Annotated in this window: 13 protein-coding genes; 11 read left to right on the top strand and 2 right to left on the bottom strand. The window is 66.0% G+C overall.

The genetic code is table 11. The annotated features are described in order from the left end of the window. Window positions 1-56: 56 nt before the first annotated feature. Complete coding sequence (locus tag AC1DIM_RS12265; RefSeq protein ID WP_477710764.1) at window positions 57-1,430, bottom strand: MFS transporter; 1,374 nt, start codon at window positions 1,428-1,430, stop codon at window positions 57-59. A 274-nt stretch (window positions 1,431-1,704) separates the two neighbouring features. Between AC1DIM_RS12265 and uraD the strand changes: the two genes are divergently transcribed. Beyond that, window positions 1,705-2,202, top strand: coding sequence for a 2-oxo-4-hydroxy-4-carboxy-5-ureidoimidazoline decarboxylase (gene uraD / locus AC1DIM_RS12260; RefSeq protein WP_477710763.1), 498 nt, complete (start codon window positions 1,705-1,707; stop codon window positions 2,200-2,202). Beyond that, window positions 2,199-2,540 (top strand): hydroxyisourate hydrolase, encoded by a 342-nt coding sequence (uraH, locus tag AC1DIM_RS12255; RefSeq protein WP_477710762.1) that lies wholly within the window; start codon window positions 2,199-2,201, stop codon window positions 2,538-2,540. Before uraD ends, uraH begins: the two co-directional genes overlap by 4 nt. Window position 2,541: 1 nt before the next feature. Here the strand turns inward: uraH and AC1DIM_RS12250 are convergent, their stop codons facing one another. Further along, window positions 2,542-3,522, bottom strand: a complete 981-nt coding sequence (locus tag AC1DIM_RS12250) for an aldo/keto reductase (RefSeq protein WP_477710761.1) — start codon at window positions 3,520-3,522, stop codon at window positions 2,542-2,544. Window positions 3,523-3,598: 76 nt separating this feature from the next. On the opposite strand from AC1DIM_RS12250, the gene AC1DIM_RS12245 reads away from it, so the two are divergent. From AC1DIM_RS12245 to allB, 9 genes are all read left to right on the top strand, one after another. Beyond that, the gene (locus AC1DIM_RS12245) at window positions 3,599-5,110 is read left to right on the top strand and encodes a xanthine dehydrogenase small subunit (protein ID WP_477710760.1); all 1,512 of its coding nucleotides are present in this window, start codon (window positions 3,599-3,601) and stop codon (window positions 5,108-5,110) included. Then, entirely contained in the window at window positions 5,107-7,560 is a 2,454-nt protein-coding gene (gene xdhB, locus AC1DIM_RS12240; RefSeq protein ID WP_477710759.1) for a xanthine dehydrogenase molybdopterin binding subunit, read from the top strand. The genes AC1DIM_RS12245 and xdhB overlap by 4 nt, the downstream gene beginning before the upstream one ends. Window position 7,561: 1 nt before the next feature. Then, complete coding sequence (gene xdhC / locus AC1DIM_RS12235) at window positions 7,562-8,419, top strand: xanthine dehydrogenase accessory protein XdhC (protein ID WP_477710758.1); 858 nt, start codon at window positions 7,562-7,564, stop codon at window positions 8,417-8,419. Window positions 8,420-8,442: 23 nt separating this feature from the next. Then, a complete protein-coding gene (gene pucL / locus AC1DIM_RS12230; RefSeq protein ID WP_477710757.1) occupies window positions 8,443-9,351 on the top strand; it encodes a factor-independent urate hydroxylase in 909 nt (302 codons plus the stop codon). Between the two features lie 68 nt (window positions 9,352-9,419). Beyond that, entirely contained in the window at window positions 9,420-11,033 is a 1,614-nt protein-coding gene (gene aceB, locus AC1DIM_RS12225; RefSeq protein WP_477710756.1) for a malate synthase A, read from the top strand. Between the two features lie 3 nt (window positions 11,034-11,036). Then, window positions 11,037-12,350 (top strand): DUF6986 family protein, encoded by a 1,314-nt coding sequence (locus tag AC1DIM_RS12220; protein WP_477710755.1) that lies wholly within the window; start codon window positions 11,037-11,039, stop codon window positions 12,348-12,350. A gap of 14 nt (window positions 12,351-12,364) precedes the next feature. After that, window positions 12,365-13,177 (top strand): bifunctional allantoicase/(S)-ureidoglycine aminohydrolase, encoded by an 813-nt coding sequence (locus AC1DIM_RS12215; protein WP_477710754.1) that lies wholly within the window; start codon window positions 12,365-12,367, stop codon window positions 13,175-13,177. A gap of 263 nt (window positions 13,178-13,440) precedes the next feature. Further along, window positions 13,441-13,884 carry a hypothetical protein gene (locus tag AC1DIM_RS12210; RefSeq protein WP_477710753.1) on the top strand — a complete coding sequence of 148 codons (444 nt, stop codon included), beginning with the start codon at window positions 13,441-13,443 and terminating at the stop codon, window positions 13,882-13,884. Between the two features lie 136 nt (window positions 13,885-14,020). Further along, window positions 14,021-15,364, top strand: coding sequence for an allantoinase AllB (gene allB, locus AC1DIM_RS12205; protein WP_477710752.1), 1,344 nt, complete (start codon window positions 14,021-14,023; stop codon window positions 15,362-15,364). Window positions 15,365-15,441: the final 77 nt, after the last annotated feature.

Here is a 15,441-nt window from a genome sequence, read left to right as displayed (position 1 = left end):
CTGCTCGTTGGGGTTGCGCGGCACCTTCCGCGCCGGCGCTTCTGCGTCTTCGCCCGCTAAAGGGCAGGTTCGCGATTCAGCGCTGACGCCGGATCGCTTTCAGCCTCCACTGCGGCGGCGGCAACCGAGTTGCGCACCAGCAAGGTGGCCAGGGCTGCGAGGACCAGCGGGACAGCCAGGGTCATGAAGTAACCGGAGGCACCGAACCCGGCGAGGATGAGCCCGCCGAGGGCTGAACCCACGATGGAGCCGAGGCGGCCGATTCCGATGCCCCAGCCGGTGGCCGTGGCCCGCAGCTGGGTGGGGTAGGCGTTCGCGATCAGGTAGTTCAGGGCCAGCTGCTGGCCGCCTATGCCGAAGCCGGCCAGGCCGATCAGGATAAAGACCAAGGCGAAGTTGGAACCAGCCAGTCCCAGGCCCAGCGCCACGAGGATCCCGGCGCCGAACATGACCAGCAGCAGTTTTCGCGCGTTGACCTTCGGCAGAATCATGGACAGCGGAATGGCGAAGAGGATGAACGCGCCGTTAACGGTCACGGTCCCCATAGCGGCCTGCGAAGCTGCGAGCCCCAGCGTCTTCAGCGCTGTGGGCATCCAGAGGAGCAGCAGGTACCAGGCGATCCAGTTCAATAGATAGGTGGCGAAAACGGCAATGGTGACCATCCGGTACTTCGCGGAGAACAGCGCGGAGATGGAGCTCCGTTCTTCCTTCCTATCCTCGGTAACCAGTTCAGCGTCCGGATCTACCGGCGTCCCGGAGATGGCTGCCATGATTTTGCGTGCCTCAGCCTGCGCGGCAGGTGTCCGCTTGGTGGCCAGAAACACCGGGGACTCGGGGAGCATCTTGAGGCAGACCAGAAGCAGCGCCAACGGAAGCACGCCGCCCACAAGGAAGATGCCGCGCCAGCCCATCACGGGAAGCCAGGCCGCGGCCACCAGACCGCCAAGCAACGCACCACCCGGCAGGCCGAGCAGCACCAGGGTCATAAACGTGCCGCGGCGGGATTTCGGGCTGAACTCCGCCGTCAGGGCCAGGAGTGCCGGTGTTGCCCCGCCCATGCCGAGACCGATCAGGAACCGCAGGACGATGATCTGCTCCAGCGTCTGGGCGAAGGCTCCGGCCAGGGAGAACACGCCGAAGAGGACCAGTGCCAGCAGGATGGTCTTCTTGCGGCCGATCCTGTCGCCGAACGTGCCCAATGTCATGGCACCTGCGCACATGCCGATGGTGCTGGCCATGATGACCCAGGTCATGTCGGTGGCCTGCAGGCCGAAATCGTCGGCAATGGCCGGGCCGATAAAGGCGATGGACTGGGTATCAAAACCGTCCAGCAAAGCGATCACGAAGCACAGGGCTATGACGGACCAGCGCTTCACCCCCATGGGCGTGTTGTCGATAACGTCCTGGACGTTATAGGCAGCTTTAGTCAACGGTGACTCTCTTTCACGTGTTTTCGGCGTGTTTAGCCTTGGCGGCTCGGGCAGCCGTGGAATTGGGGCGGCGGACAATTGCAGCAGGCGTCGGTTGTGCCTGGCATCACGTCCGCGACACCGGCAACCCTAGGTCAATAATTGAGAATTGAAAAATATAGATTCGACCTTGATTGAGACTCTGTATGTCTGAATCACTCGCAGGGTCGGAAACTGCCGCCCTGAAATTGCAGGGCCGGTTGACACCCCGCATCAAAATATGAGGACCTGTCTCATGCAGCTTGAACAGTTCAACTCGGCTAGCCGCACGGAGGCCGCCGAATATCTCCGCCCCTGCCTGGACATCCGGCGCTGGATCGACGAGCTCGCCTCCGGGCGGCCGTTTTCCAGTCCCGAAGCGCTCCTGGCGGCCGCCCGGTCCGCAGCGCACCCCTTCACCCAGACAGAAATCGGGGCGGCCCTCGCCCACCACCCGCGGATCGGTGAGCGGGCGAAGGGCGACAGCAGGGAAGCCAGACTGTCCACGGCGGAACAGGCGGGGCTGGGGGCGGCCGACGAAGCCATCGCCGAGGCCCTGGCAGAGGGCAACCGGCTGTACGAGGAGAAATTCGGGCAGGTCTTCCTGATCCGCGCTGCCGGCCGCAGCCGCACGGAGATCCTCGCCGCCCTCAACACCAGGCTCGCCCACACTGGCGACGAGGAACAAGCCATCATTGGCCAGCAGTTGCGGGAAATCGCACTGCTCCGACTCGAAGGACTGATCAGCACATGAGCATCTCCCACGTCACCACCCATGTACTTGACACCGGCTCCGGGCAGCCGGCGGCGGACGTGGCGGTATCCCTGCACGTGCTCGACGGCGACGGCTGGGTCCGGATCGCGGGGGGCGTGACGGATTCGGACGGACGCATCAAGCAGTTGGGGCCGGAGCGCCTACCGTCGGGAACCTACCGCCTGGCCTTTGATACGGGAAAGTATTTCGCAGCAAGCGGCACCGAAACGTTCTTCCCCGAGGTGACGCTCACCTTCAGCGTGGTGGAGTCCGGGGTGCACTACCACGTGCCGCTCCTGCTCAGCCCGTTCGCTTATTCCACGTACCGCGGCAGCTGAGCTACCAGCGCGGGTGGATGGCGGCCCGGAAGTAGTGGTCGTAAATCCAGCGGACGCCGTCGTCGAACTCTTCGGTGATGCCCACGGACGCCGCGGCAGCGTTCGCCGTCGCCTGTTCCACGTTGCGGGCACCGGGGATCACTGCGGTGACGCCATCCTGCGCCGCGATCCAGGCGATGGCCGCCTGGGCGGTGCTGGCGCCGGCAGGGACCAGCTGTTCAAACTCGGCCACAGCCTTGAGGCCCACTTGGTAGTCCACGCCGGAGAAGGTCTCCCCGACGTCAAAGGCGTCCCCGTTCCGGTTGTAGTTCCGGTGGTCGTTCTCGGCGAAGGTGGTTTCCTTCGTGTATTTGCCGGAGAGCAGGCCCGATGCGAGCGGCACGCGCGCGATGATGCCCACGTTTGCTGCCTTCGCAGCGGGGAGGACCTCGTCCAGGGGCTTGAGCCGGAACGCGTTCACAATGATCTGGACCGAAGCGGTTCCCTGATGGCGGATTGCTTCCAGCGCCTCGTCGGTGCGCTCCACGCTGACGCCGTAATTGCGGACGGCACCCTCGGAAACGAGTGTGTCCAGGGCGTCATAAACTTCGGCGCTGCTGTACACCGGCGTAGGCGGGCAATGCAGCTGGACCAGGTCCAGGGTGTCGGTGCCCAGGTTCTTGCGGGACCGGTCCACCCATTGCCGAAAGTTGGCCAGGGTGTAGTTCTCCGGCTGCTGGGCCACGCGGCGGCCCATCTTTGTTGCCACAGTGATGTCCAGCCCGGGATTGTCCGCGAGGAACTTTCCGATGGCCTGCTCGCTCCTGCCGTCTCCGTAGACGTCCGCAGTGTCGAAGAAAGTGACGCCGGCTTCGACAGATGCCGCCAGGATGGCCTGCGCCTGAGCCGGGTCAACATTGCCCCAATCGGCGCCGAGTTGCCAGGTGCCCAGTCCCACGATGGAGACCTTACGTCCGGTCTTGCCTAAAATCCGCTGTTCCATCCCTCGACTATAGGGGTCCGGAACACGCCGGCGGCGGAGCTCTGGCTTTCCGCTGTGCTCGCGGCAAGGATGGAGCATGGACGGAATTAAGGTAGTGGTCAACGGGCGGCCCCGCGACTGCAGCGGCGCCAGCCCGCATACCCGGCTCCTTGACTGGTTGCGCGCCGAAGGCCTGACCGGTGCCAAGGAAGGCTGCGCCGAGGGCGAATGCGGGGCCTGTGCCGTCCTGGTCGCCCGGCCTGACGGGCCCCATCGCAGCCGCTGGACCTCCGTGAATGCGTGTTTGCCTCCCGCCCTGGCCTTCGACGGCCAGGAAATCATCACCGCAGAAGGCCTGGGCACGGCGTCCGTGCCCGGCTCCGCCCGGGAAGACCTCCACCCCGTCCAGCAGGAAATGGCAGACCGGGGCGGGTCCCAATGCGGATACTGCACTCCGGGCTTCATCTGCTCGATGGCGGCTGAGTATTATCGCCCGGACCGGAGCCCGGCGCAGGCCAGTGCGCAGGTGCAGGTGCAGCAGGACACCGGGACCGGCGCCGTGGGTGAAGGGCACGCCACCGACCACGAATGCGGCCCCAACGGGTTCGACCTCCATGCCCTCAGCGGGAACCTCTGCCGGTGCACCGGCTACCGGCCCCTCAGGGATGCGGCCTACGCACTCGGGAACCCGCCGGCCGCAGACCCGTTGCTGGCCCGGCAAAGCCGCCCGGCTCCGGCCGCGAAGCACACCCGAACGGAGAACGGCGCACGGTTCCTGCGCCCGCAAACGCTGGACGAAGTCCTCCGCACCCTGCAGCAGAACCCGGACGCAAAACTGGTCGCAGGCGCAACTGACCTCGGCGTCGAAGTGAACCTTCGGCATTCCCGGCCGCCGCTGGTCCTCGCCATCGACCGTCTGGAGGAGCTGCGGACTTTGATGTTCGACGCCGGCCAGGTTGAGATCGGTGCAGCACTCACCCTCTCGGAGACCGAACGCGGCCTCGCCGGCCGGGTGCCCCTTCTCAGCCAGCTGTTTCCGCAGTTCGCCTCCCGCTTGATCCGGAATGCGGCGACCTTCGGCGGGAACCTTTCCACCGGGTCCCCCATTGGCGACGCCGCGCCGGCGTTCCTCGCCTTGGACGCGCGGGTGGTTCTGACTTCCCTTAACGGGGAGCGTGAGGTGCCGCTCGCGGAGTATTACACCGGGTACCGGCAGAGCGTCAGGAGACCCGGGGAACTGCTCCGCGCAGTTCGGATTCCGTTGCCCCTGGCCGAAAACACCGCGTTCTACAAGATCGCCAAGCGGCGCTTTGATGACATCTCCAGCGTGTCGGTCGCCATTGCGCTGCGGGTGGCCGACGGCGTCGTCGCTTCAGTTCGGATGGGGCTCGGTGGTGTGGCGGCCACCCCGATTCGGGCGACCGCAACCGAAGAGGCACTGACGGGCCAGCCGTGGACCGCGGACACGGTGACCGCGGCGGCCGCCGTGATGGCGGACGAGGGCACACCCATCGATGACATGCGCGCGAGTGCGCTCTACCGTTCGGCCATGCTGAGGCAGGCCCTGCTGAAGTTTTATGCCGAGAACGCCGCGGAGGTGGCGCCGTGAAATCCCTTGCAGAACGTCCCGTCAATCCCGTGGTGGGGGTCCCGGTTTCCCACGAGAGCGCGGCCGCGCATGTGACCGGGACGGCCCTCTACACCGACGACCTTGTGGTGCGCTCCCAAAATGTCCTGCACGCCTGGCCAGTCCAGGCACCGCACGCCCATGCCAGGGTCATCGGACTGCAGACCCAACCCGCGCTGGAGGTTCCCGGCGTGGTGAAGGTGCTGACGGCGTCGGACGTTCCGGGTGTCAACGATTCCGGCACCAAGAACGACGAACCCCTCTTCCCCGGCGAGGTCATGTTTCACGGCCAGGCCGTGTGCTGGGTCCTCGGCGAGTCATTGGAGGCAGCACGGCTGGGTGCGGAGGAGGTGGCGGTGGAGTATGAGGCGCTGCCTTCGCTCCTGACGCTCACAGAAGCCATGGCGGCCGGGAGCTTCCAGGGGAACCAGCCGACACTTGCGCGGGGTGAACCGGACCAGGCTTTGGCGAGCGCGGCCCGGCGCTTCAGCGGCGAGTTCGAGTTCGGCGGCCAGGAGCACTTCTACCTCGAAACCCAGGCGTCCTTGGCCTACATCGACGAGGGCGGGCAGGTCTTTGTGCACTGCAGCACCCAGCACCCGTCCGAGACCCAGGAAATCGTGGCGCACGTGCTGGGCCTCCACAACCATGAGGTGACGGTGCAGTGCCTGCGGATGGGGGGCGGCTTCGGCGGCAAGGAGATGCAGCCGCACGGCTTCGCTGCCATCGCCGCCCTGGGCGCGAGCCTGACCGGACGCCCGGTCCGGCTCCGCCTCAACCGGACCCAGGACATCACCATGACCGGCAAGCGCCACCCGTTCCACGCACGCTGGGAAGCAGGATTCGACGACGACGGCCGCCTCCAGGCGCTTAAGGCCACCCTCACCAGCGACGGCGGCTGGAGCCTGGACCTCTCTGAACCGGTACTGGCGAGGGCCATGTGCCACATCGACAACGCATACTACATCCCCCATGTCGAGGTGCACGGCCGGATCGCGAAGACCAACAAAACGTCGCAGACGGCGTTCCGCGGTTTCGGCGGTCCTCAGGGGATGCTCGTGATCGAGGACATCCTGGGCCGCTGCGCACCGTTGTTGGGCCTCGAGCCAAGCGAGCTCCGCCGTCGGAATTTCTACGAGCCAGGACAGGCCACCCCGTACGGACAGCCGGTGCGCCATGCGGAACGGCTGACCGCCATCTGGCAGTCGCTGCTTGACCGCGCGGACGTGGCACGGCGGCGTGAGCGCATCGCGGCCTTCAACGCAGCGCATCCGAACATCAAGCGGGCACTCGGCATAACGCCCGTGAAGTTTGGCATCTCCTTCAACCTCACCGCGTTCAACCAGGCCGGCGCGCTGGTCCACGTCTATAAGGACGGGTCCGTCCTGATCAACCACGGCGGCACCGAGATGGGCCAGGGCCTGCACACCAAGATGCGCCAGGTGGCGGCAACCGCGCTGGGCGTTCCGCTCGCGTTCATCCGGCTGGCTCCCACCCGGACCGACAAGGTGCCCAACACGTCGGCCACCGCGGCAAGCTCCGGCGCCGATCTGAACGGCGGGGCCGTCAAGAACGCCTGCGAGCAGATCAGCTCGAGGCTGGCCGAGGTGGCTGCCCGGAAGCTGAACATCCACCCGGACGATGTGCGGTTCCACGACGGCATGGTGACGGGGATCGGGTTCCACGACCGCGCCTTGAGTTTCGCCGATGTGGTCCACGACGCCTACTTCCAGCGGGTCCCGCTCTGGGCCGCCGGGTACTACCGGACCGAGGGACTGCACTGGGACAGCGTCCGGATGCAGGGCGAGCCGTTCAAGTACTTCAGCTATGGCGCGGCGGTCACCGAGGTGGAGGTGGACCGCTTCACGGGCGCCTACCGACAGCTGCGCGCAGACATAGTGCACGACGTCGGCGACAGCCTTTCGCCGTTGATCGACGTTGGGCAGATTGAAGGGGGCTTCGTGCAGGGGGCGGGGTGGCTGACCCTTGAGGACCTGCGCTGGGACGTGTCCGACGGCGCAGGGCGCGGCCGGCTGACCACGCAGTCGGCGAGTACCTACAAACTGCCCAGCTTCTCGGAGATGCCCGAGGAGTTCAACGTCCACCTGTTCGAACGGGCCACCGAAAGCGGCGTGGTCTACGGATCGAAGGCCGTGGGCGAGCCCCCGCTCATGCTGGCCATCAGCGTCCGCGAGGCCCTGCGGGAGGCAGTTGCGGCTTTCGGTCCGGCGGGCAGCTCCGTGGAACTGGCCACTCCGGCCACCCCTGAGGCAGTGTTCTGGGCGCTGGAGCGGGTCTTCGCCGCTTCGGGTAATCCTGACGGCAGCGACCGCCCGCCCGTCACGACGGCGGCGCCGGCCGCCCAGTCCTCGCCAGACATGACGTCCCCGCCCGTCGTCACGCCCCCACCAGTCACGACGGGAGCGCCCTGACATGGACTGGCTGGAAGCCCTGCAGCATTTGAGGTCCGCGGGTTTACCCGGGGTCCTGGCCACGGTGTCCGAGGTGCGCGGCCATGCACCACGGGAAGCCGGCGCCAAAATGGTGGTCGGTGCCGAAGCCAGCTGGGGCAGCATCGGCGGCGGTAACCTCGAGGCCACCGTGGTGGACCAAGCCCGGGACATGATGGCCAGCGGCGTCACTGCACCCCAAAACACCGAGTTCTCGCTCAACGAGCATGCAGCCACACAGCACGGGCGGCAGTGCTGCGGAGGGAAGGTTCGGGTGCTGCTCGAACCCTTCCTCTCCCTTCCCACCGTGGCGATCTTCGGCGTCGGGCATGTTGGCTACGAACTGGGCCGCATCCTCTCCCGGATGCCCATGACCCTGTACCTGGTGGACAGCCGCGAAGAGCAGCTCGCCGCGGCACGGCTGGCAGACGTGACGGCCGGCGTGGCGGACGTGCACGCGGTGCACACACCGGTTCCGGACTCGTTCCTGGGTGACCTTCCGGCGGGCGCGCACGTGTTCATCATGAGCCACGACCATTCCGAGGACTTCCTGCTCTGTAATGCTGCGCTGCGCCGCGCTGACTTGGGGAGCGTGGGACTGATCGGCTCGCGTGCCAAGTGGGTACGGTTCCGGCAGAAGCTGGCGGCGGAAGGCTTTAGCGAGTCGGACATGGACCGGATCCAGTGCCCGATCGGGCTGCCCGAGGTGAGGGGAAAAGCCCCGGCGGTCATCGCCGTGAGCGCCGCGGCCCGCCTGCTCCAGGCTCTGCCGCCAGCCGTCCCGCCAGTCCGCACGCCAGCCGTCCCGCCAACCAGCCCGTCCGTCAGCGCCAGGAAATAACGTATGAAGTGGGGAATCTGAACATGAGCAGCAACATCGTCCTCGGCCAGAACCAGTACGGAAAGGCCGAAGTCCGGGTCGTGAAGATAACCCGCGACACCCGCCGCCACGAAATCGAGGACCTGAACGTCACGTCGCAGCTCCGCGGTGACTTCGAGGCGGCCCACCTTGAAGGCGACAACGCCCACGTGGTGGCCACGGACACTCAAAAGAACACCATTTATGCCTTTGCCCGTGACGGCATTGGCTCCCCCGAGGCCTTCCTCCTCCGCTTGGGCGAGCACTTCACGTCCAGCTTCGACTGGGTCACCGGCGGCCGCTGGGAAGCAGAGTCCTACAGCTGGGACCGCATCCAGGCCCACGGTTCCGGCCATCACCACTCCTTCGTGCGCAACGGCCAGGAAGTCCGCACTGCCGTCCTGGTCCGCGACGGCGCCGCCACCCACCTGATCTCCGGTCTCCAGGACCTCACCGTCCTGAAGTCCACCCAGTCCGGCTTTGTGGGCTTCGCCAAGGACAAATACACCACTCTCCCGGAAACCACCGACCGCATCCTGGCCACCGATGTTTCCGCCCGCTGGCGCTTCAAGACCGGGACCGACTTCAGCGGCCTGGACTTCAACAAGAGCTACGCGGACATCAAGGCCCTCCTGCTCGAAGCCTTCACGGAGAASTACTCCCACGCCCTGCAGCAGACCCTGTTCGACATGGGCACCAAGGTTCTGGAAGCCCACCAGGAGCTCGACGAGATCAGGTTCTCCATGCCCAACAAGCACCACTTCCTGGTGGACCTCTCGCCGTTCGGCCTCGATAACCCCAACGAGGTCTTCTTCGCGGCAGACCGGCCCTACGGCCTGATCGAGGCCACAGTCCAGCGCGAGGATGCCATCCCCGCTGAGACGGCCTGGTCCGGCATCGCCGGCTTCTGCTAGGTTCACCAACAGATCCGCCTGACCCGCCCGCCCCACAGGCTGCCCCACAGCCATCGAAAGGACCAGAAATGGCCATCACCGTGACAGATTCCCAGCCAATCGACCGTGCGGAGGAGATCATCACTCCCGAGGCGCTGGCGTTCATCGAGGAACTCCACCAGCGTTTCGCCGGCACCCGCCAGGAATTGCTTGCCGCCCGCCGGGTGAAGCGGCAGCGGGTGGCGGATACCGGCAAGCTGGATTTCCTGCCGGAAACGCAGGACGTGCGCAACGGTGACTGGCGGGTTGCCCCGGCACCTGCACCGTTGCAGGACCGCCGGGTTGAAATGACCGGGCCCGCGTCACCCGCCAAGATGGCCATCAACGCCCTGAACTCCGGTGCCAAGGTCTGGCTGGCTGACTTGGAGGATGCCAGCACGCCGACGTGGGGCAACGTCATTGACGCCATCCTGAACCTCCGCGATGCCGCCGGGGGCACGCTTAGCTACGCCTCGCCCGAGGGCAAGGCGTACACATTGCGCACGGACGCCCCGCTGGCGGTGGTGGTAGTCAGGCCTCGCGGCTGGCATCTGCGGGAGAAACATGTACTGATCGACGGCGAACCCGCCATCGGCGCGTTGGTGGACTTCGGCCTGCACTTCTTCCACGTGGCCCAACAGCTCATAAAGAATGGCCAGGGCCCGTACTACTACCTGCCCAAGATGGAGAGCCACCTTGAGGCCCGGCTCTGGAACGACGTCTTCGTCTTCGCGCAGGATTTCCTCGGCATCCCGCAGGGCTCCATCCGCGCCACCGTGCTGATCGAAACCATCCCGGCCGCCTTCGAGATGGACGAGATCCTGTACGAACTGCGGGACCACGCCTCGGGCCTGAACGCCGGCCGCTGGGACTACCTGTTCAGCATCATCAAGTACTTCCGCGACGCCGGCGAAGAATTTGTGCTCCCGGACCGCGCCTCCGTGGTCATGACCGCACCGTTCATGCGCGCCTACACCGAACTGCTGGTCAAGACGTGCCACAAGCGCGGCGCGTTCGCCATGGGTGGCATGGCCAGTGTCATCCCCAACCGCAAGCAGCCCGACGTCACCGCGGCCGCCTTCGCGAAGGTCCGCGCGGACAAGACCCGCGAGGCCAACGACGGGTTCGACGGTTCCTGGGTGGCCCACCCCGACCTCGTCCCCACCTGCCAGGAGGTGTTCGACGGCGTACTCGGCAACCCGGAAGAGGGCGGCCGCCCCAACCAGCTGGATAAACAGCGTCCGGAAGTTTCCGTCACCGCGGAGCAGCTGCTGGACATCGCTTCGGCCGGCGGCCAGGTCACCGAGGCGGGACTCCGCCTCAACCTGTACGTCGCCGTCGCTTACACCGCCGTCTGGCTGTCCGGCAACGGTGCGGTGGCCATCCACAACCTGATGGAGGACGCCGCCACCGCGGAGATTTCCCGTTCCCAGGTGTGGCAGCAGATCCGGAACAAGTCCGTCTTGGCTGACACGGGAAACACCGTGACCCGGGAACTGGTGGATCAAATCCTGGGCGAGGAAACGGAACGGCTCCGCACTGAGGTCGGTGAGGAAGCGTTCGTGGGCTACTACGAGCCGGCCAGCCACCTGATCAAAAACATTTGCCTGTCCGAGGACTACACCGATTTCCTCACCGAACCCGCGTACGAACTGGTGGACTAAGGCATGGCGGTGTCCCCCACTCCTGCGCTGTCCTCGGCGGACACTGCATACATCGATGCCCAACTGGCGGCCACCGACCACCTGCTGGAGCGGAACTACCCGGGCGACAACGGCTCCCGCCAGCCCGTCCACAGCGTCTACGTCCCCGCCGACCGGTTTACGCCGTCGCTCGCGGCAGACTGGGGCGCGCAGGCGCTCGCGACGGCGGCAGCACACGGCGGCGTGGCCCGTCTGGGTCGGTTGCTGGGCCAGGACGCCGAACTGGCTGCGGCAGTCGCCTCACGGGTGGTAGAGAAGCTGGCGTCGGAGCCCATCGAGGATCTCCGCCTGGACTTCGAGGATGGCTACGGCCACCGCGGTGACGAGGCAGAAGACGCCGACGCCGTTGCTACCGCCAACGCGGTGGCCGCGGCCGTCGCCGCTGGCACGGCGCCGCCGTTCATCGGGATCCGGTTCAAGTGCTTCGAGGCACCCACGAGAGCACGTGGCCTGCGGACCCTGGACCTGTTCGTCTCCGGACTGGCCTCAGCCGGTGAACTCCCGGAGGGCCTGATCCTCACCCTGCCCAAGGTCACCACCGTCGCCCAGGTGCAGGCCATGGACTACGCTGTGTCCCGGTTGGAGCAGGTGCACTCGCTCCGTGCAGGCCGGCTGCGGTTCGAGGTCCAGGTGGAAACGCCCCAGCTCATACTCGGGCCGGAGGGAACCTCGCCGGTAGCGCAGCTACCGCACGCTGTTCCCGGCCGCATCAGCGGGTTGCACTACGGGACGTACGACTACTCGGCATCCCTGCAGATCTCAGCGGAGTACCAGTCCATGGAACATCCCGTGGCCGACTTCGCCAAGGAAGTCATGCAGCTCGCGGTGGCCGGTACCGGAATCCGCCTGTCCGATGGTTCCACCAACATCATCCCGGTGGGCGACGCTGTCGAGGATGCGTGGAAGCTGCACGGCCGGCTGGTGCGGCGATCCCTGGAGCGCGGCTATTACCAGGGCTGGGACCTGCACCCGGCCCAGCTGCCCAGCCGTTTCTCCGCCACCTACGCCTTCTACCGCAAGGGACTCCCAGCTGCCGCGGCCCGGCTGCGGAACTACGTGGAGCAGACCGAAGGCGGCGTCATGGACGAACCCGCCACCGCCCGGGCGCTGGCAGCCTTCGTGCTGCGCGGCGTCCAGTGCGGCGCCGTCGGCGCGGACGAAGTCCAGGTGCTCGCCGGCGTCGAGCTTTCCCAGCTGACCGCACTGGCGCACCCGCGGCTCGCACAATCCGCCTCCACGTCGCAGCACGTCTCCACGTCACAGTCCACCTCGAAGTAAGGAAGGCTCCAACCATGGGCAAGTACTACTACCCCCCGGGCGGCCTGCCGCCACAGACCCACCTCACCACGGAACGSGCMATCGTCACGGAGGCCTACACGGTCATCCCCAAGGGCGTCATGACCGACATTGTGACCAGCAACCTGCCGGGCTTCTCCAACACCCGGTCCTGGATTATCGCCCGGCCCATCTCGGGATTCGCCACCACGTTCTCGCAGCTGATTGTGGAAATCGGCCCGGGCGGCGGCGCGCCCAAAGCCGAGTTTGAGGCAGGTGTTGAAGGCGTCGTCTTCGTCACCAAGGGGACGGTCAACCTGACCCTCGACGGCGAACTCCACCAGCTCGCCGCAGGCGGCTACGCCTACCTGGCCGCCGGTTCCACCTGGGGACTGGAGAACGTCTCGGCCGACATCGTCTCCTTCCACTGGATCCGCAAGGCCTACGAGCGGTTGGAGGGCTACGAGGCCAAGTCCTTCGTCACCAGCGACTCGGACGTCGAAGCCGTCGCAATGCCCGGCACCGAGGGTGCATGGAAGACCACCCGCTTCGTGGACCCCCACGACCTGGCCCACGACATGCACGTGAACATCGTGACGTTCCAGCCGGGCGGAGTGATCCCGTTCCCGGAGACGCACGTGATGGAGCATGGCCTGTACGTCCTGGAGGGGAAGGCCATGTACCTGCTCAATGCGGACTGGGTGGAAGTGGAGGCCGGGGACTTCATGTGGCTGCGCGCCTTCTGCCCGCAGGCCTGCTACGCCGGCGGGCCGGGCCAGTTCCGCTACCTGCTGTACAAAGACGTCAACAGGCAGGTCCGCCTCACCTGAATCGAAAACCGGCAAATAAGTACCGGCTCCCCTAGCGCCCGGGCAAACACAGGCGGAGCATTTAAGTACCGGATCCCAACATTAATTTCGAATCCGGAGTGAAGCCCCCGCTCATTCGGGGCGTGCTGTTTGAAAAATGGGACGGGCAGGCTGCGGCCGCCACACTGACGAAAACCAGTCACGCTCAGTCGCGTCCGTGCAGCGCTGTCCAAAAATGTGCAACGCATCCTTACAGGAGCAAAAAAATGTCCATCACTCCAACTATGAAAACCCGCTCGACCCGGGCAAGGATCGCCCTGGTTCCGGTCCTGTCGGTAGGTATGCTCGGGGGTTCCGTGGCAATGGCTGCACCGGCCCAGGCCGAAACAAGCCGGAACGGCTGTACCGTCGAGCCCCGCCATCCGACCGACCTTCGCGGCGACAGGTTCGACTTCCGGATCGACGTAAGTTGCAAAGGCGGGAAGACGGTCCAGATCCGTCAACTACGCTACGAAGACGAGCGCGGCCGCCACAACGACGATTTCCTTGGCAGCTCTTACTTCAAAGAGAGTTTCGATTGGCGCGACCACTCCCGGACCATCCACAGTGTTGACCACGCTGACCATCGGGGTTCAAACGACGTCTACCAACTCGTTTCATTCCGTGTCGCGGACGAGAGGGGACACTGGTCTGACTGGACCCGGTGGGAGAAGAGCAGCCGCTACTAAGGCACGTCGCTCAACATCCGCGTGGAGTGTTCACAAAACGATCCACGCGGGCAGGAGCCAGGGGCGCACGCCCCTGGCTCCTCACTGTGCCATCTCCCCGGAGGGACCTAGGATGAGCACACAGGGGAGGATCTCTATGTCGAAGGAACGTTTTGACCTTGTCATCCGTGGCAAGCGGATCCTCACTACGTCCGGCATCAGGGCCTGCGAACTGGGGGTCCGCAGCGGGAAAATCGTTGCCATCGAACCGCTCGACAAAGGCCTCGCTGGCGCTAAACTCACCGAGCTCGCCGACGACGAAACCCTGATCCCCGGCCTCGTGGACACCCACGTCCACGTCAACGAGCCAGGCCGCACCGAGTGGGAAGGGTTCGCCTCAGCCACCCGCGCCGCCGCGGCTGGCGGGGTGACCACCATTATCGACATGCCGCTGAACTCGATCCCGCCCACCACCACCGTGGATGCCCTCAAGCTCAAGCGCGAGGTGGCCGAGCACCAGGCCTTTGTGGACGTCGGGTTCTGGGGCGGCGCGGTCCCTGGGAACATGGCTGCCCTGCGTCCTTTGCATGATGAAGGCGTCTTCGGTTTCAAGTGCTTCCTGCTGCCCTCCGGCGTGGACGAGTTCCCACCCCTTGAGCCAGCGGAGATGGAAGCGGACATGGCCGAGCTGAAGTCCTTTGATTCCCTGCTGATCGTCCACGCTGAAGACTCGCAGGCGATCGAGAGTGCCCCGCGCCCGGGCGGTGTCCATTACTCAACCTTCCTGGCCTCCCGCCCCCGCGGAGCCGAAAACAAGGCGATCGCCGAGGTCATCGAGCGGGCCCGACGGACCGGCGCCCGCGCACACATCCTGCACCTCTCGTCGTCGGACGCGCTTCCCACCGTTTCAGCCGCAAAGCGCGACGGCGTCAACCTCACCGTGGAGACGTGCCCGCACTACCTCACGCTCACGGCCGAGGAAATTCCCGACGGCGCCACCCCGTACAAGTGCTGCCCACCCATCCGCGAAGCCGCCAACCGCGAGCTGCTGTGGCAGGGCCTGCAGGATGGCACCATCGACTGCATCGTCTCGGACCACTCCCCCTCCACCCTGGACCTGAAAGACCTTGAAAACGGCGACTTCGCCGTGGCCTGGGGCGGCGTCTCCTCATTGCAGTTGGGGCTCTCCCTGATCTGGACCGAAGCCCGGCACCGCGGCATAGCCCTGGAACAGGTGGTGTCCTGGATGGCGGAGAAGCCCGCCGCCCTCGCGCGGCTGCACATGAAGGGCCAACTGGCCCTCGGCTACGACGCGGACTTCTCCATCTTCGCGCCCGACGAGGCCTTCGTGGTAGACGTTTCCACGCTCAAGCACAAGAACCCGATCACGCCCTACGACGGCAAGGCGCTCTCCGGCGTCGTCCGCGCAACCTACCTGCGCGGCAGCTTAGTGGACGGGCAGACGCCCACCGGGAGGCTGCTCCGCCGCGGCGAAGCCTGAAACTCTCCGGGCGTTCGTTGCCGGGCGCGTTCTATGCCCGGTGCGCTTCCTGCCCGGCACCTTCTTTCGCTCAGCAC

It is taken from the genome of Pseudarthrobacter sp. 01T43 (assembly GCF_056398665.1).
The sequence above is the reverse complement of the archived record's forward strand: the minus strand, read 5'-3'. Positions and strand labels throughout refer to the sequence as shown.